Origin of the sequence: Streptomyces sp. NBC_01445, assembly GCF_035918235.1 — a bacterium.
GTDB lineage: Bacteria > Actinomycetota > Actinomycetes > Streptomycetales > Streptomycetaceae > Streptomyces.
Window position 1 is genome coordinate 4,250,437 of record NZ_CP109485.1, and the last position, 16,351, is coordinate 4,266,787.

The following is a 16,351-nucleotide window of genomic DNA, read 5'->3' on the forward strand; positions in this document are numbered from 1 at the left end:
GTATGGCTACGGAAGACGCGGTGCGCGAAGCACTGGCGACGGTGAACGACCCCGAGATCCAGCGACCCATCACCGAGCTGGGGATGGTCAAATCTGTGGAGATCGGCGCGGATGGCGCGGTCGCGGTCACCGTGTACCTCACCGTCTCCGGCTGTCCCATGCGCGAGACCATCACGAAGAACGTGACCGACGCGGTCGCGGCCGTCGAGGGCGTCACGCGCGTCGACGTCACGCTGGACGTGATGGGCGACGAGCAGCGCAAGGAGCTCGCCGCCGCGCTGCGCGGCGGCACGGCCGAGCGTGAGGTGCCCTTCGCCAAGCCCGGCTCGCTGACCCGTGTGTACGCGGTGGCGTCCGGCAAGGGCGGCGTCGGCAAGTCCTCGGTGACGGTGAACCTCGCGGCGGCGATGGCCGCCGACGGCCTGAAGGTCGGCGTCGTGGACGCCGACATCTACGGCCACAGCGTGCCGCGCATGCTGGGCGCCGAGGGCCGTCCCACCCAGGTCGAGAACATGATCATGCCGCCGTCGGCGAACGGCGTGAAGGTCATCTCGATCGGCATGTTCACGCCGGGCAACGCGCCGGTCGTGTGGCGCGGCCCGATGCTGCACCGCGCGCTCCAGCAGTTCCTCGCCGACGTCTTCTGGGGCGACCTGGACGTCCTGCTCCTCGACCTGCCGCCGGGCACGGGCGACATCGCGATCTCCGTCGCGCAGCTCGTCCCGAACGCGGAGATCCTCGTCGTCACGACGCCCCAGCAGGCGGCGGCCGAGGTCGCCGAGCGCGCCGGCTCCATCGCGGTCCAGACCCACCAGAAGATCGTCGGCGTCGTCGAGAACATGGCGGGGCTGCCGTGCCCGCACTGCGGCGAGATGGTCGACGTGTTCGGCACGGGCGGCGGCGAGCGCGTCGCCGAGGGCCTCACGCGGACGACCGGGGCGAACGTCCCGGTGCTCGGCTCCATCCCGATCGACGTCCGGCTGCGCGAGGGCGGCGACGAGGGCAAGCCGGTGGTCCTCACCGACCCCGACTCCCCCGCGGGCTCGGCCCTGCGTGCCATCGCCGGCAAGCTGGGCGGCCGCGCGCGCGGCCTGTCGGGCATGTCGCTGGGAATCACCCCGCGCAACAAGTTCTGACCCGCTGGGCTTGAGCCGATGGGGCACGGTCATCGCGACCGTGCCCCATCGGCGTACTCGGAGCCCTTACGCCTCGTAGGCGCCGATGTCCTTGATCATCGAGAATCCGAGGCCGTACGCGCTCATGCCGCGCCCGTACGCCCCCAGGTGCACGCCCTCCTGCGTCGACCCCGCGAGGACCCAGCCGAACTCCGACTCCCGGTAGTGGAACGGCATCGGGACGCCGTCCACCGGCAGGGACAGCGTCGTCCAGTCCGCGCTCTCGAGGTCGTCCGCGAGGGTCCACGCCGTCTCGGTCTGCTGGTCCAGCCAGTCGTCGCGCAGGGTGTGGTCCATCTGCCCCGGCCACGTGACGTTGAGCAGGCCGACTCCCGCGAGCCAGGCCGCCGAGGAGACCGAGGTCGCCTCAAGGACACCCGTACCGTCGGCGCTGTGCCGCACGGGGCTGGCCGCCACGGTCACCACGACCGCGAACCGCTCCTTGGCGTCTCTTCCTGCCGGTCCTTCGCTCCGCACAGTGGGCTCGTCGCCGTGCCCGATGGCACCGTGCTCAACGGCGCCCTCCGCGGAGGTGCCGACCTGCATCAGCCACCGCGATCCCGTGAACGCCTCGTCGAGGCCGTACCACGGGAAGGGCGCCAGCAGGTAGCCGTCGACCGTGCGCCGGGCCGTCAGGACCTCGGGGGCCCCTTCCGCCGCGGGCGCCTGCGCGCCTACCCGACTCGTCGTCTCCATGTACCCGGCCGCCTCCTCGCTCAGTCGGACCGCGGCGGCCCACCCCCCTCGGGCGTCCTCGCCACCGATCCGCGCAACAACAAGGCAGGATGCCACACCCGGGCAGGGCACCCCGGGTTCCGGCAGGTACGCGGGGCGGGTCGCCGGAGCGCTGGGCGGCGAGTCGCGACGCCGTCAGGTTGCGCAGGCGTCAGGTCGCGTCGGCGTCGTACGGCGGGTGGTCGTCCGCCGCCGGCTTCTCCGGCTTCTTCTGCATGTCGATCTTGGCCGGAGCCGAACCGGACGACGCGGCGGCGGCGGAGCCGGACGAGGACTCGTCCGCGCTCTGCACGGCCTCCGTGACCTCGGCCATCTCCTTCTTCAGGTCGAAGCCGTTACGGATCTCTTTCAGCCCGAGCTCGTCGTTGTCCAGCTGCTTGCGGAGGAACGTCTTCGGGTTGAGGTCCTCGAACTCGAAGTCCTTGAACTCCGGGCCCAGTTCCTCACGGATGTCCCGCTTGGCGCTGTCCGAGAACTCGCGGATCTTACGGATCGTGCGCGTCACGTCCTGAATGACCTTCGGCAGCTTGTCCGGGCCGAAGACGAGCACAGCAAGAACGACGAGCGTCAGCAGCTCGAGTGGGCCTATGTCGTTGAACACCTTGCGCTCCTAGCGTGTCCTCAGGCCCGCAGCAGGTCTCCGTGGCAGGTCTTCCGGGTTCCGGACCGGGTCCACGGTACCCGGCGTTGCTGTCCGTCCGGTAGCCACTGGGCTACGTCTGGGCTCAGCCGTCGCACAAGCGCTTGCGGCCGACGCTCCGGCAGGGACGCGACATGGCCCCGACGAGGCCCGGGATCGACCTCGGCCTCGCCCCGGCTCGGCCCCGCCGGAGGTCGGGGCGGGGCCATGGCGGAGGTCGGGGCGGGGCCATGGCGGAGCGCCTGCCGAGCGCCGTCAGTCGCCCGTCAGCTGCCGTCCGCGGAGCCGAGGACGAGGGTCACCTCGCGCCCCTTGCCGTCCCGTTCCACCGTCAGGGCCAGGCGGTCCTCGGGCCGGTGGGAACGGATCTTGACGATGAGTTCCTGGGCGGAGTGCACAGGCGCCCCGTCCACCGCGGTGACGACGTCGCCGCCCTTGATCCCGGCCTTGGCGCCGGCGCCGCCCGGATTCACCGGCGAGCCGCCGTTGTTGCCCTTCGTGGCGACACGGGCTCCGTCACCCGAGTAGTCCATGTCGAGCGTGACGCCGATCACAGGGTGGGTCGCGCGGCCCGTGTTGATCAGCTCTTCGGCGACGCGCTTGCCCTGGTTGATGGGGATGGCGAAGCCGAGGCCGATCGAGCCGGACTGGCCGCCCTCCAGGTCCGAGCCGCTGTCGGCGGAGCGGATGGCGCTGTTGATGCCGATGACACGGCCCTGCGAATCGACCAGCGGGCCGCCCGAGTTGCCCGGGTTTATGGGTGCGTCGGTCTGCAGCGCGTCGACGTAGCTGATGTCGCTGCCGTCGCCCTTCTCGCCGCCGGCCGTGATGGGCCGCTCCTTGGCGCTGATGATCCCGGAGGTCACCGTGTTGGCCAGGTCGAAGGGGGCACCTATGGCCACGACGGGGTCGCCGACCTGGACGTTCTCCGAGTTGCCGAGGGCGAGGGGCTTGAGCCCGCGCACGCCGGTGACCTTGACGACGGCGAGGTCGTAGCCGGAGTCGTGGCCGATCACCTCGGCCTTGGCGGTCTCGCCTCCGCTGAAGGTGACCGATATGTCACCGCTGCTGCCGGCCGGCTCGACGACGTGGTTGTTGGTGAGGATGTGGCCCTGGGCGTCGAGGACGAAACCGGTGCCGGTGCCCTGGGTGTCGGAACCGCTGACGTGGATCGTGACGACGCCCGGCAGGGCGCGGGCCGCGATTCCGGCGATGCTGTCGGGGTCGCGCTTTGCGGACTCGGCGTCGGTCTGCGGCAGTTCCACGTCGGCGGACGAGCCGTCGCGCTCCAGATACGTGCCGACGAGGCCACCGATCCCGCCCGCGACGAGCGCGACCACGGCGGTCCAGACGACCAGCAGCCGCCGCCCCTGCTTGGTCCCCCGCCGCCGCCCGTCCACGGGCGCGGGCGTTCTCCAGGGGTCGTACCGCTGCCAGGGCCCTCCGGGCGGGGGCGGGTTGGTCCCGGGTCCGCCGGGGACCGTACCAGGCCCCTCCGGGCCACCCGCGAGCGGCGGTGCCCCGTGGTGCGCCTGCTGTTCGACAGGTACCGGTGCGCGATCCGCCGGGTGCGGGCCGGGCTGAGCGGCTGCGGCAGGGTGCGGGGCGTACGGGGCGGCGTGGGGTATCGGTCCGCCCGCGTACGGCGGCGGTGTGCCGTGCTCCGGCGGCACGGGCGTGCTGTGGGCAGGGGACGGCATGGCCGTGCCCTGCGCGGGCGTGGCGGCGGCCGGGTGCTGCACCGGCGGCGCGGGCGCCCAGGGACCGGGCTCACCGTAAGGCGGCGTGCCGTAGGGATCCGGTGCATGCAGAGGACGCGGCCGCGCCTGCGGCACGGCACCCTGATCAGCCGTTACGGGTTCACCGGGCACCCCAGCAGGTCCCTCGGCCACAACCGCATCAGCACCCGGAATGGGATCACTGGGATCTTCGGCAGCCGGGACATCGGCAACGGCACCACGGTGACCGGAACCCTCTTCAGTACCGGCACGAGTGCCCGCAACCGACGCCCCGCCACCCGAAGCTTCACCGCTCCCGACGAGCGCGTCTGCGGTACCGGCTCCCGACGGGGACTCGGCCTCGGCCCCAGCATCCCCCGAGCCCGCCGCAGGCATCGCCGCCGGCTGGGCCAGCTCGAAGTCCCCGTCATCGCGCGGAGCGCCCCCGTTGGGCCGGGGGCGGCTCCACCACTTCGCCTTTGTGGGCTTCCCCTCGTCCATCTTCCGCCGCTCTCCCCACACCTGGCCCGCGGCAACGACCCGCGGGCAGCCACACGGCGATCGCCCCAGTCGGACCGCCTGTCGGCGCCGCGCTCCGGGATCGCCCGGCGGGCGCGGCCGCTCACCATGGATTCAACCAGGTTCGCGGACCGGCGCGCAGAGGGCAGGGTCAGCAGAGGGCAGGGTCAGCGGGCGGAGGCTGTGGGCGTGCCGGAGGTCGACGCCGCGGGGGCCGCCGCGAGGCCGGCCCCGGGGCCGGTCTCCGGGCTCGACCCGGGGCTTTCGAATGCGGGGACGGATGTGGAGGGACGTATCAGGGGAGACAGCGTCGTGGTCCCGCTGAGGAGCGGGGCCGCGAGCGGGTAGACGGCGCTCTGCGCGCCCGGCTGCGTGGCCATGCCGGACAGCAGGGGTGCGCCCGACTCCGTGGCGGCGACCGGTGCGTTCAGCGCGCCGCCCGCCCGCTGTCCGAGCATCGGCGACATGTTCCGGCGGCGCTGTGATTCGGCCGCCGTGGCGACGCCGGCGCTCTGGGAGCGCAATGGCGTCGCGTTGCTGCCCGAACCGCCGCCCCGGACGTCACCGCCCGTGTCGGCGGGAACGCCGGTGGAGACGCCGCCGAGCGCGATCGCGGCGAGCGACACGGCACCGGCAGCGGCGAACGCGAAGCGGCGCCCGCGGGTGGCCGCGCGGTCGGCGTCACCGCGTCCGACCTCATGGATGCGGAAGCCGCGCTCCACGGCGGGGGCGCTGGCGAGCAGTGCGTTGTGGCGGCCGGTCGGGGCGTAGCCGAAGGGGTCGGGGTCTACTCCGAAGACTCCGTTCCCGAAGCCTCTGCCGCCGAGTCCTTCCCCGCCGAACGGGGTGCCGCCGCCGTGTGAGTCGTCACCTCCCCCGGGGAGCCCCTGGAGACGGGCCAGGAAGCTCTCTGTGGGAGGCGGCGGTGCCGCCTCGGCGAAGACACTCTTCAGTCGCCGCTGTGCGTCGGCCTCGGCCTTGCACTTCGGACAGGTGGCCAGATGGGCGAGTCCCCGCTCGCGGGCGTCATGGCCCAGCTCGCCATCGACAAGGGCGGCGAGCCGGTCTCCGAGATGCTGCTCGGAGAGCTGCCGCTCGGCGGGGTCCGGACGTGATCCACTCACGCGGTCGTGCCCCCTCCTCCAAGCGCGGGAACGCCCGTGGCCGCGAGCGAGCGACGCTCGGCGCGTGCCTCGGGCGACCGGTGCTGCAGGGCCTTGCGCAGCTGCGAGCGGCCGCGGTGGATCCGGCTGCGGACCGTGCCGAGCTTGACGCCCAGGGTCGCGGCGATCTCCTCGTACGAGAGGCCCTCGATGTCGCACAGGACGACGGCCGCACGGAATTCGGGCGCGAGGGTGTCCAGCGCCTGCTGGACGTCCGCGTCGAAGTGCGTGTCGTGGAAGACCTGCTGCGGCGACGGCTCGCGGCTCGGCAGGCGCTCGGCCGCGTCGTCCCCGAGGGCGTCGAAGCGGATGCGCTGCTTGCGGCGCACCATGTCGAGGAAGAGGTTCGTGGTGATGCGGTGCAGCCAGCCCTCGAAGGTGCCGGGCGTGTACGTCGACAGCGAGCGGAAGACGCGGACGAAGACTTCCTGTGTGAGGTCCTCGGCGTCGTGCTGGTTACCCGTCAGACGGTAGGCGAGGCGGTAGACCCGGCCGCTGTGCGTGCTGACGATCTCCTCCCAGGTCGGGGGAGTCCACGCCTGCGATTCCGCATCAGCTGCGAAGGTCGCGGTCTGCGCGGGACGGGCGGCGTTGGAACGGTCAGCGGTGTTGGTCACGGATTTCGGCTCACCCGCCGACCTGAGAAAGCGCCGCAGCACTCCTCCCCGATCCACAGGCGCAGCCGCACCTCCCCTGTCAGCTCTGGTGGTGTCCAGTGGAGCCCCTACCATAGCCACCTCGCCCGTTAGCTCCGGATAAGCGTTTTTACTGAGATTTGCCTGAGGGCGCCGGGCGCTTCGCCTGCGCTGTTTGGTCTGTCGGTCCACCGGCCACCCCCGCGCTCTTTCCCACGCCGTTCTCTCCTGTCCTCTTAAACGCCCGGTCCCATCTGCGAGTTCCCGCCACCAACGGATACAGTCACGCGCAGGCAACCACGGGGACAGGAGAGGGCCATTACCGGCAACCGGCAGACGAGCTGGGCGTTCGCCGACGCCTTTGTCGCCGAGGACGACGCGCTGCGCTGGGCCCGGGACCGGGCCCGTGAGGCCGGCACCCGCCCGGTGTCCCCCGGCGCGGGCGCCGCGCTGCGGATGCTCGCTGCCACCGTGGGCGCCAAGGCGGTGGCCGAGATCGGCACGGGGACCGGGGTGTCCGGAATCCATCTGCTGCACGGCATGCGGCCCGACGGCGTCCTGACCACGGTGGATCCGGAGCCGGAGCGACAGCAGTTCGCCCGGGAGGCGTTCCGCGCCGCCGGATTCGCGAGCAATCGGGCGCGTTTCATCCCCGGACGGGCCCTCGACGTGCTGCCGCGGCTCGCTGACAGCGGCTACGACCTCGTCTTCTGCGACGGTGACCGCACCGAGTGCCTCGACTACCTCGCTGAATCGTTGCGCCTGTTGCGTCCCGGCGGGCTCGTCTGTTTCGAGGGCGTCTTCGCCGACGGCCGGACGGTCGATTCCGGTCCCCAGCCGGTGGAGGTCCTGCGGATGCGGGAGCTGCTGCGGGCGGTGCGTGAGGCGCAGGATCTGGTGCCTTCGCTGCTCCCGGTCGGCGACGGGCTGCTCTGCGCCGTCAAGCGCTGACGCCGCGTCCCCAGCCCCGTAAATGATCTTCTATACATGCTCTGACCTGTGGATACACGACTGCCCCGGCACCGCTTGCGGTACCGGGGCAGTCGACAGGTATGGTCGCTTCCGCGTTAGCCGACGACCTTCTTGAGGGCATCGCCGAGTGCATCGGCCTCGTCCGGAGTCAGCTCGACGACAAGCCGACCGCCGCCTTCGAGCGGAACGCGCATGACGATGCCCCGCCCCTCCTTGGTCACCTCGAGCGGGCCGTCGCCCGTCCGCGGCTTCATGGCCGCCATGCTCGTTCCCCTTCCTGAAACCAGCTCATCGCAGCCGACAACCCAGGTGTCACCGGCATCGAACACATTGCTTCTTGGCCATTATCCCGCATCGCGGGACCCGATGACCAACTTCGGTCTGCATCGCTTGCACAACGCGCTTGAGCAAAACCACTCAATTCGGCGCTGTGACTGCGATACTGCGCGTCCTTCACGACTCCGCCGAGACTTTTTTCTTTGACACAGGTCACATGCGCGGGCTCCGCCGCACACCGTGATCTCCGTCATGCTGAGCACTGACGACGACCGAGCGGCACCAGTTGGAGGGTTCCATGGCCGACAGCGTTCTCTACGAGGTGAGCGACGGGCTCGCGACCATCACGCTCAACCGCCCCGAGGCGATGAACGCGATGAACACCGAGTCCAAGGTCGCCTTCCGGGACGCGGCGCAGGCGGCCGCGGCGGACGGTGCGGTACGGGCCGTGCTGCTCACCGCCGCGGGCGACCGGGCGTTCTGTGTGGGCCAGGACCTGAAGGAGCACGTGGGCTCCCTGATGGCCGACCGCGAGGCGGGCACGGGCCGCACCATGAACACCGTGCGCGAGCACTACAACCCGATCCTGCGGGCCCTGACGCAGATGCCGAAGCCCGTCGTGGCCGCGGTCAACGGTGTTGCCGCGGGGGCCGGTTTCGGCTTCGCGCTCGCCGCCGACTACCGGATCGTCTCGGACACGGCTGCCTTCAACACGTCCTTCGCGGGCGTCGCCCTGACCGCGGACTCGGGGGTGTCCTGGACGCTGCCGCGCGTCGTGGGCCCCGGGCGCGCCGCCGACCTGCTGCTGTTCCCGCGCTCGGTGAAGGCGCAGGAGGCGTACGAGCTCGGGATCGCGAACCGGGTCGTGCCCGCGGCCGAACTGGCCGAGGAGGCGCGGAAGCTGGCGCGTTCGCTGGCAGAGGGTCCGACGCTGGCGTACGCGGCGCTGAAGGAGTCCCTCGCCTTCGCGGCGGGTCACACCCTGGACGAGTCCCTCGACAAGGAGGACGAACTCCAGTCGAGGGCGGGCGCGTCGGAGGACCACACCATCGCGGTCCAGGCGTTCATCGCCAAGGAGAAGCCCAAGTACCTGGGCCGGTAGGACGCGTGCGTGGCCCGTGGCGTGTGTGAGGTCCGTCCTCAGCGCTTGCGGGCCATGCAGTCCACCAGATGGTCGTCGACCAGGCCGCAGGCCTGCATGAGCGCGTACGCCGTCGTCGGGCCGACGAAGCGCAGGCCGCGCTTCTTGAGCGCCTTGGACAGGGCTGTCGACTCGTCCGTGATCGCGGGTACGTCTCCGATGACGCGCGGCGCCGGGCGGGCGGCCGGGTCCGGGGCGTGCGACCAGATGAGGGTGTCGAGCTCGCCCTCGGGCCAGTCTGCGAGCACGCGCGCGTTGGCCAGCGTCGCGTCGATCTTGGCGCGGTTGCGGATGATGCCCTCGTCGGCGAGGAGCCGCTCGCGGTCGGTGTCCGTGAACGCGGCCACGTCGGAGATCTTGAATCCGGCGAACGCGGCGCGGAAACCCTCGCGGCGGCGCAGGATCGTGATCCAGGACAGGCCGGACTGGAACGCCTCCAGGGAGACCCGCTCGAACAGCGCGTCGTCGCCGTGGACGGGGCGGCCCCACTCCTCGTCGTGATACTTCACGTAGTCCTCGGTGGACAGGCCCCACGGGCAGCGCAGCGCCCCGTCCGGGCCCGGTACGGCGCCGCCGGCGCTCTCGTCGCTCACTGGTGGCCCTCTCCGGGGTGTCGGCCGAAACCGGGTCCCTGGGGTCGCATCTGGGCCCGCGCGCCCGACAGCGCGATCTCGAGGTCGGAGATCCGCTGGTCCCGCTCGGCCAGCTCGGCGCCGAGCCGCCCGAGGGCGTCGTCCACCTCTGCCATGCGGTAGCCGCGCAGCGCGACGGGCAGGCGCAGGGCCTCCACGTCGGCGCGGCCGACGGGCCGGTCGTGGGGCAGCGGGTCGGTGAACTGCTCGGGCGGCGCCTCCGGGAGCGCCCCGCTCTCGCCGCCGCCGAGCACGGCGAGTGTCACCGCGCCGACGACCACGACGAGCGCGACGACCAGAAACAAGAACATGACCATCTTCGCTGTCCCCTGGCTCGAAGCCCGGATCCGGTCCCGATCCCGGTCCGGAAACTGTCAGGGTCCGATCGTGCCATGAGGGTGTGACAGTTAAGGTCGCAGGCGACCGGTCGACAGGTTTCACAGCAGCCACAAGGAGAGTCACAGGGGATGCTCAGGCTTGGCCCGCGCGAGTTCGGCGCACACGAGCCGGTGATCATGGCGATCGTGAACCGGACCCCTGACTCGTTCTACGACCAGGGTTCGACGTTCCACGACGAGCCCGCTCTCACCCGGGTCGAACAGGCCGTGGCGGAGGGCGCCGCGATCATCGACATCGGCGGGGTCAAGGCGGGCCCCGGCGACGAGGTGAGCGCGCAGGAGGAGGCCCGCCGCACGGTCGGCTTCGTGGCCGAGGTGCGCCGCCGCTTCCCGGACGTCGTCATCAGCGTCGACACCTGGCGGCACGACGTGGGCGAGGCAGTCTGCGAGGCCGGCGCCGATGTCCTGAACGACGCGTGGGGCGGCGTCGACCCCAAGCTGGCGGAGGTCGCGGCGCGTTACGGGAAGGGCCTGGTCTGCACGCACGCGGGCGGCGCCGAACCGCGTACGCGCCCGCACCGTGTCGCGTACGACGACGTGATGGCGGACATCCTGGACGTGACCGTGGGGCTCGCCGAGCGGGCCGTCGCGCTGGGGGTGCCGCGCGAGTCCGTGCTCATCGACCCGGGGCACGACTTCGGCAAGAACACCCGGCACAGCCTGGAGGCGACGCGCAGGCTGGGCGAGATGGTGGAGACGGGCTGGCCGGTCCTGGTGTCCCTGTCGAACAAGGACTTCGTCGGCGAGACGCTCGACAGGCCGGTCAAGGAGCGGGTGATCGGGACGCTGGCCACGACGGCGGTGTCGGCGTGGCTGGGCGCGCAGGTGTACCGGGTCCACGAGGTGGCCGAGACCAGGCAGGTGCTCGACATGGTCGCCACCATCGCCGGCCACCGGCCCCCGGCGGTCGCCCGCCGAGGGCTCGCCTAGGCGCCCGCTCTCAGGCGCCTACTTGCCGACTTCCTTGGTCACGAGGGCGATCGCCTCGTCCACGTCGTCCGTGACGTGGAACAGCAGCAGGTCGGCCTCGGAGGCCTTGCCCTGGGCGATGACGGTGTTCTTCAGCCAGTCGACGAGGCCGCTCCAGTACTGCGTCCCGAAGAGGACGATCGGGAAGCGCGTGACCTTCGTGGTCTGGACGAGGGTGAGCGCCTCGAACAGCTCGTCCAGGGTGCCGAGGCCGCCCGGCAGGACCACGAAGCCCTGCGCGTACTTCACGAACATCGTCTTGCGGACGAAGAAGTAGCGGAAGTTCAGGCCGAGGTCGACGTACTGGTTGAGGCCCTGTTCGAAGGGCAGCTCGATGCCGAGGCCCACGGAGATGCCCTTGGCCTCGACGGCGCCCTGGTTCGCGGCCTGCATCGCGCCGGGCCCGCCGCCCGTGATGACCGCGAACCCTGCCTCGACGAGCGCTCTGCCGATGGCGACTCCGGCCGCGTACTCCGGCGAGTCCTGCTGTGTGCGGGCCGAGCCGAACACGCTGATGGCGGGCGGGAGTTCGGCGAGCGTGCCGAAGCCTTCGATGAACTCCGACTGGATGCGCAGGACCCGCCAGGGATCGGTGTGCACCCACTCGGAGGGTCCTTCGGAGTCGAGGAGGCGCTGATCGGTGGTGCTCGACTGGACCTGGTCGTGGCGACGGATCACCGGGCCGAGCCGCTGCTCCTTGGGACGCTTCCTGCCCTCGGGGTTGCTCATTCGCTGCTCCCTCCACTGCGTACGTGCAGCAAGGGTAGGTCTACGCGGGTTACGTGCGGGGGACCCCGGAGTGTCAGGCCGTGAGCCAGGAGCGCAGCCGCTCCTCGGCGGCGAGGATCCTGCGGGTGTCCACGCGCTCGTCCCTCTTGTGGGCGAAGATCGGGTCGCCGGGGCCGTAGTTCACGGCGGGGACGCCGAGCGCGCTGAACCGGGAGACGTCCGTCCAGCCGAACTTGGGGCGGGCCTTGCCGCCGACGGCCGCCATGAACGCGGCGGCGGCAGGGTGGTCGAGGCCGGGGCGCGCGCCGCCGGTGTGGTCGTCGACCACGTAGTCGTCGATGTCGCAGCCGGCGAAGAAGTCCCGGACGAAGGCCTCGGCCTCCTCGGCGCTGCGGTCGGGTGCGTAACGGAAGTTGACGGTGACCGAGCAGGCGTCGGGGATGACGTTCGTGGCGACGCCGCCCTCGATGCGCACGGCGTTGAGACCCTCGTGGAACTGGAGGCCGTCGACCACGGGCTTACGGGGCTCGTACGCGGCGAGGCGTTCCAGGATGGGGGCGGCCTTGTGGACGGCGTTGGACCCCATCCAAGCGCGCGCGGAGTGCGCCCGCTCCCCCTTGGTCGTCAGGATGACGCGCAGGGTGCCCTGGCAGCCGCCCTCGACCTCGCCGTCGGTGCCCTCCAGGAGGATCGCGAAGTCACCCTCCAGCCAGTCGGGGTGGGCCTCGGCCACATGTCCCAGACCGTTGAGGTGGGCGGCGACCTCTTCGTTGTCGTAGAAGACGAACGTGAGGTCGCGGTTGGGCTCGGTGACGGTCTGCGCGATGCGCAGCTGGACCGCGACGCCCGACTTCATGTCGCTGGTGCCGCAGCCCCACAGGATGCCGTCCTCGTCGAGGCGCGAGGGGACGTTGTCCGCGATCGGGACCGTGTCGATGTGCCCGGCGAGGATGACCCGCTCGCCGCGCCCCAGGTTCGTCCGCGCGACGATGTTGTTGCCGTACCGGTCGACCGTGAGGTGCGGCAGGGCGCGCAGGGCCGTCTCGATGGCGTCGGCGAGGGGCTTCTCCTGCCCGCTCGGCGACGCGAAGTCGACCAGCTGGGCGGTGAGCAGCGCGGCGTCCCGCGTGAGGTCAAGGGCGGTGAGGTCCATGGTGTCGACCCTAATGCCCGGCGGCCGAGGGCCCTGTCGGTGGCCTCCAGTACCTTTGACGCGTGCCTGAGCCCCCCACCCTCGTCCGGCGCGGCCGTCTCCTCCGTATCGGGGCGGCCGTCGTGGTGCTGCTCGCTGTCGCCGCGTATCTGATCGTCCAGTACGTCTCGGGTGGCAGACCGGCCCCGCGCTGCACGGTCGTCTCGGGGAACGGCGACGGCGCGTCCTACGAGTTCACCTCCGAGCAGGCGGTGAACGCGGCGACGATCTCGGCCGTCGGCACCTCGCGCGGCATGCCCGAGCGCGCGGTCACGATCGCGCTCGCGACCGCGCTCCAGGAGTCGGGCCTGCGGAACATCCACCACGGCGACCGCGATTCGCTGGGCCTGTTCCAGCAGCGCCCGTCGGAGGGCTGGGGCACGCAGGCGCAGATCATGGACCCGGTGTACGCGGCGGGGCGGTTCTACGAGCACCTGGACAAGATTCCGGGCTATTCGCGGCTGCCTCTGACGGTCGCGGCGCAGCGGGTGCAGCGCAGCGGCTATCCGCAGGCCTACGCGAAGCACGAGCCGGACGCCACGCTGCTCGCCGCGGCGCTGACGGGCCGGGCGGGTGCGTCGCTGACCTGCGAAGGGCGGCCGAGCGGCACGGAGGTCAGGAAGCCGGGCGATCCCGCGAAGGTGCGGGAGGCGCTGGTGCGTGACTTCGGGCGCGAGGTATCGCCGGCGGCCGGCGCGGGCGGACACGACGTGACCGTCCCGGTGCCCGCCACGGTGGACTCGGCCGAGGGCGGGGAGCGGCAGCGCGGCTGGGAGCTGGCGCACTGGGCGGTGGCCAACTCCTCGGCGCTGCGCATCGAGCGGGTGTCCTACGCGGGCCGCGACTGGATCGCGGGCGACGCCGGCGGCAAGTGGAGCGGGGCGGCGGCGCAGGCCGCGGCGGGGGCCGGGAAGGGCCTCGGAGAGGTCCGGATCGTCACCGCGCAGTAGTGCGGTTGATAGCTCGATCGGGCGATGTACGTCAGCTGCGGACGACGCCCCTCGCGGTTCTTCGCAGGACCCGTGGGCATATGCGGAATTCCCTTGCGGGCAAAGGGGCGTAGGCGTTTTACGCCCTCGCGGAGCGCGTGGCGTTTGCCCGTTTTTCGCCGCAGATGATAATGCGACACATTGCCAACTCTTTACGTTGCGCGAGCGAAACCTTCGCGACCTTCGAGCGGTAGTCACTGCGTCCGAGCGCCGGGCACCCGACGCCGGACACCACCGTTCTCTCCCGTCTAAGGAGCATCAATGTCCCTCCCCCTGACCCGCCGGATCGCCCGTGCCGCGCTGCTGATCGCAGCGGGAGCGGCTCCCGTGGTCGGAGCGGCCGGATCCGCGAGCGCCGTAGACCTCCCGGCCACCCCGAACGTGGGCAGCCTCACCGCGCTCGACGGCGCGAACGTCGGCAACACCGTCGACGGCGCCGCCCAGAACGTCAGCGGCCTCGCGGGCGACACGGCCGGCAAGGCCGTGAAGAAGGCCGTGCCGACCGCCGGCAAGGCCGTGGGCCGGAGCGCCAAGACGGCCACCCCCGCCGCCCAGAAGGCGGCCGGTGACGTCGCGGGCAGCGCCGGTGACGTGGTCGGCCAGACCGCGGGCACGGCCACCGACGGCGGCCTCCCGACCGATGCGCTCGGCAGCGGCCTGCCCACCGGCGCGCTCCCCGCCACGGGCAAGCTGCCGACGCAGGGCCTGCCGCTCGGCTGAGCATCCGGCACCCGGTGAAAGGGGGCGGGGAGCCTGTGACGACAGGCTCCCCGCCCCCTCCGCTGTGCCGTGAGCTCTGGCTCAGGCGCCCGGCTCAGGCGCCCTGGCTCAGGCGCTCGACCGCCGCGGCCACGCGCTCGTCACTCGCCGTCAGCGCCACGCGGACGAAGCGGTCGCCCGCGGGCCCGTAGAAGTCGCCGGGCGCGACCAGGATCCCGAGCTCCGCCAGGTGCGCCACGGTGTCCCAGCAGGACTCGTCGCGCGTCGCCCACAGGTAGAGGCTCGCCTCGCTGTGCTCGATGCGGAAGCCGTGCTTGACCAGGGCCTCGCGCAGGGCCGTGCGGCGGGCGGCGTAGCGCCCGCGCTGCTCCTGCACGTGCTCGTCGTCGCCGAGGGCCGCGACGACGGCCGCCTGCGTCGGGGCGGACGTCATCATGCCGCCGTGCTTGCGGATCTCGAGCAGGTCGCCGAGAACAGCGGCGTCACCGGCCAGGAAGGCGGCCCGGTAGCCCGCGAGGTTCGACCGCTTCGAGAGCGAGTGGACCGACACGATCCCCTCGTACGAGCCGCCGCAGACGTCCGGGTGCAGGACCGAGACCGGGTCCGCCTCCCAGCCGAGCTCGATGTAGCACTCGTCGGAGAAGACGAGGATGCCGTGCTCGCGCGCCCAGGCGACGATCCGGGTCAGCTCGTCCTTGGACAGGACGCGGCCGGTCGGGTTCGAGGGCGAGTTGAGCCACAGGAGCTTGATCCCCGTCGGGTCGAGCTCTGTCGGGTCGTCGTACGAGACGTGGTCCGCGCGGGCCAGGCGGGCGCCGACCTCGTACGTCGGGTAGGCCAGGCGCGGGTAGGCGACCTTGTCTCCGGGGCCGAGGCCCAGCTGCGTCGGGAGCCAGGCCACGAGCTCCTTGGAGCCGACGATCAGCAGGACGTTGCGGTGGGTGAACCCGCGCGCGCCGAGGCGCCGCTCGCTCCAGCCCACGAGCGCGTCCCGCAGCTGGGGCGTGCCCCACACCGTGGGATAGCCGGGCGAGTCCGCGGCCGCGATCAGCGCTTTCTGGATCAGCTCGGGCACCGGGTCGACCGGCGTGCCGACGGAGAGGTCGACGATCCCGCCCTCATGGGCGGCGGCCGTCTTCTTGTACGGCTCGAGCTTGTCCCAGGGGAACGTGGGAAGGCGGTCGGAGACTGCGGACACCTGACTCACTTCTTTCGTACGTGTCTCTCGTACGTGCATGCGTACTTGGGTAAACGCCTCGGTCCCGTACGGCGGGTGTGCCGTACGGGACCGGGGCGGTGCGATATGCGGCCGCTTACTGGTTCTGCGGCGGAAGCGCGGCGATGAAGGCGTGGTCGCGCTCGATCAGGCCGAGCTTGCTGGCGCCGCCGGGCGAACCGAGCTCGTCGAAGAACTCGACGTTCGCCTTGTAGTAGTCCTTCCACTCTTCGGGAGTGTCGTCCTCGTAGAAGATCGCCTCGACCGGGCAGACCGGCTCACAGGCTCCACAGTCGACGCATTCGTCCGGGTGGATGTACAAGGACCGGGAGCCCTCGTAGATGCAGTCGACCGGGCACTCCTCGATGCACGCCTTGTCCTTCACGTCGACACAAGGCTGCGCGATGACGTAGGTCACGCTGTCGTTCCTCCTCGGTAGGGCGCGGCGGGCCGATCTGCGGCTCGTCCGCGTGGCGCGCGGGAGCGCGGCGTCGTCGATGCCCGCACCTAGTATCTCCGTTCCTGGGCATGA

Annotated in this window: 18 protein-coding genes; 6 read left to right on the top strand and 12 right to left on the bottom strand. The window is 71.5% G+C overall.

The window, feature by feature from the left end; translation table 11 throughout:
* The first annotated feature begins 2 nt into the window (after positions 1 to 2).
* Complete coding sequence (locus tag OG574_RS19220; protein WP_326774235.1) at positions 3 to 1,136, top strand: Mrp/NBP35 family ATP-binding protein; 1,134 nt, start codon at positions 3 to 5, stop codon at positions 1,134 to 1,136.
* Between the two features lie 66 nt (positions 1,137 to 1,202).
* Here OG574_RS19220 and OG574_RS19225 read toward each other — a convergent pair whose 3' ends face one another.
* The 5 genes from OG574_RS19225 to sigE all read right to left on the bottom strand — a co-directional run bounded on the left by OG574_RS19225 (position 1,203) and on the right by sigE (position 6,681).
* Positions 1,203 to 1,871 (bottom strand): hypothetical protein, encoded by a 669-nt coding sequence (locus OG574_RS19225; protein ID WP_326774236.1) that lies wholly within the window; start codon positions 1,869 to 1,871, stop codon positions 1,203 to 1,205.
* A 190-nt stretch (positions 1,872 to 2,061) separates the two neighbouring features.
* Positions 2,062 to 2,511 carry a sec-independent translocase gene (locus OG574_RS19230; RefSeq protein WP_326774237.1) on the bottom strand — a complete coding sequence of 150 codons (450 nt, stop codon included), beginning with the start codon at positions 2,509 to 2,511 and terminating at the stop codon, positions 2,062 to 2,064.
* 305 nt (positions 2,512 to 2,816) lie between these two features.
* A complete protein-coding gene (locus OG574_RS19235) occupies positions 2,817 to 4,769 on the bottom strand; it encodes a trypsin-like peptidase domain-containing protein (protein WP_326774238.1) in 1,953 nt (650 codons plus the stop codon).
* Positions 4,770 to 4,954: 185 nt separating this feature from the next.
* On the bottom strand, positions 4,955 to 5,911 hold the full coding sequence (locus OG574_RS19240) for a zf-HC2 domain-containing protein (protein ID WP_326774239.1): 957 nt from the start codon (positions 5,909 to 5,911) through the stop codon (positions 4,955 to 4,957).
* A complete protein-coding gene (gene sigE, locus OG574_RS19245) occupies positions 5,908 to 6,681 on the bottom strand; it encodes an RNA polymerase sigma factor SigE (protein ID WP_100596629.1) in 774 nt (257 codons plus the stop codon). The genes OG574_RS19240 and sigE overlap by 4 nt, the downstream gene beginning before the upstream one ends.
* Before the next feature lie 156 nt (positions 6,682 to 6,837).
* Between sigE and OG574_RS19250 the strand changes: the two genes are divergently transcribed.
* A complete protein-coding gene (locus OG574_RS19250) occupies positions 6,838 to 7,536 on the top strand; it encodes an O-methyltransferase (protein ID WP_100596628.1) in 699 nt (232 codons plus the stop codon).
* A gap of 116 nt (positions 7,537 to 7,652) precedes the next feature.
* Here OG574_RS19250 and OG574_RS19255 read toward each other — a convergent pair whose 3' ends face one another.
* The gene (locus OG574_RS19255; RefSeq protein WP_003966491.1) at positions 7,653 to 7,820 is read right to left on the bottom strand and encodes a DUF3117 domain-containing protein; all 168 of its coding nucleotides are present in this window, start codon (positions 7,818 to 7,820) and stop codon (positions 7,653 to 7,655) included.
* 311 nt (positions 7,821 to 8,131) lie between these two features.
* Between OG574_RS19255 and OG574_RS19260 the strand changes: the two genes are divergently transcribed.
* On the top strand, positions 8,132 to 8,935 hold the full coding sequence (locus OG574_RS19260) for an enoyl-CoA hydratase/isomerase family protein (RefSeq protein WP_326774240.1): 804 nt from the start codon (positions 8,132 to 8,134) through the stop codon (positions 8,933 to 8,935).
* A gap of 38 nt (positions 8,936 to 8,973) precedes the next feature.
* Here the strand turns inward: OG574_RS19260 and OG574_RS19265 are convergent, their stop codons facing one another.
* Both OG574_RS19265 and OG574_RS19270 read right to left on the bottom strand, forming a co-directional pair.
* Positions 8,974 to 9,567, bottom strand: coding sequence for a DNA-3-methyladenine glycosylase I (locus OG574_RS19265; RefSeq protein ID WP_100596626.1), 594 nt, complete (start codon positions 9,565 to 9,567; stop codon positions 8,974 to 8,976).
* On the bottom strand, positions 9,564 to 9,923 hold the full coding sequence (locus OG574_RS19270; RefSeq protein WP_100596625.1) for a DivIVA domain-containing protein: 360 nt from the start codon (positions 9,921 to 9,923) through the stop codon (positions 9,564 to 9,566). The genes OG574_RS19265 and OG574_RS19270 overlap by 4 nt, the downstream gene beginning before the upstream one ends.
* Positions 9,924 to 10,073: 150 nt before the next feature.
* On the opposite strand from OG574_RS19270, the gene folP reads away from it, so the two are divergent.
* Positions 10,074 to 10,934, top strand: coding sequence for a dihydropteroate synthase (gene folP, locus OG574_RS19275; RefSeq protein WP_100596624.1), 861 nt, complete (start codon positions 10,074 to 10,076; stop codon positions 10,932 to 10,934).
* A gap of 18 nt (positions 10,935 to 10,952) precedes the next feature.
* On the opposite strand, the gene OG574_RS19280 is transcribed toward folP, so the two are convergent.
* A complete protein-coding gene (locus tag OG574_RS19280) occupies positions 10,953 to 11,702 on the bottom strand; it encodes a TIGR00730 family Rossman fold protein (protein WP_100596623.1) in 750 nt (249 codons plus the stop codon).
* Positions 11,703 to 11,775: 73 nt separating this feature from the next.
* Positions 11,776 to 12,855 carry a succinyl-diaminopimelate desuccinylase gene (dapE, locus tag OG574_RS19285; protein WP_326774241.1) on the bottom strand — a complete coding sequence of 360 codons (1,080 nt, stop codon included), beginning with the start codon at positions 12,853 to 12,855 and terminating at the stop codon, positions 11,776 to 11,778.
* A gap of 62 nt (positions 12,856 to 12,917) precedes the next feature.
* Here dapE and OG574_RS19290 point away from each other — a divergent pair, with 62 nt between their 5' ends.
* Both OG574_RS19290 and OG574_RS19295 read left to right on the top strand, forming a co-directional pair.
* The gene (locus OG574_RS19290; protein WP_326774242.1) at positions 12,918 to 13,844 is read left to right on the top strand and encodes a heavy metal transporter; all 927 of its coding nucleotides are present in this window, start codon (positions 12,918 to 12,920) and stop codon (positions 13,842 to 13,844) included.
* 300 nt (positions 13,845 to 14,144) lie between these two features.
* Positions 14,145 to 14,603, top strand: coding sequence for an ATP-binding protein (locus OG574_RS19295; protein WP_100596620.1), 459 nt, complete (start codon positions 14,145 to 14,147; stop codon positions 14,601 to 14,603).
* Between the two features lie 94 nt (positions 14,604 to 14,697).
* Here OG574_RS19295 and OG574_RS19300 read toward each other — a convergent pair whose 3' ends face one another.
* Together OG574_RS19300 and fdxA are read right to left on the bottom strand one after the other, a co-directional pair.
* A complete protein-coding gene (locus tag OG574_RS19300) occupies positions 14,698 to 15,801 on the bottom strand; it encodes a bifunctional succinyldiaminopimelate transaminase/glutamate-prephenate aminotransferase (RefSeq protein WP_326774243.1) in 1,104 nt (367 codons plus the stop codon).
* 115 nt (positions 15,802 to 15,916) lie between these two features.
* Positions 15,917 to 16,237, bottom strand: a complete 321-nt coding sequence (fdxA, locus tag OG574_RS19305) for a ferredoxin (RefSeq protein ID WP_030573070.1) — start codon at positions 16,235 to 16,237, stop codon at positions 15,917 to 15,919.
* Between the last annotated feature and the right edge of the window lie 114 nt (positions 16,238 to 16,351).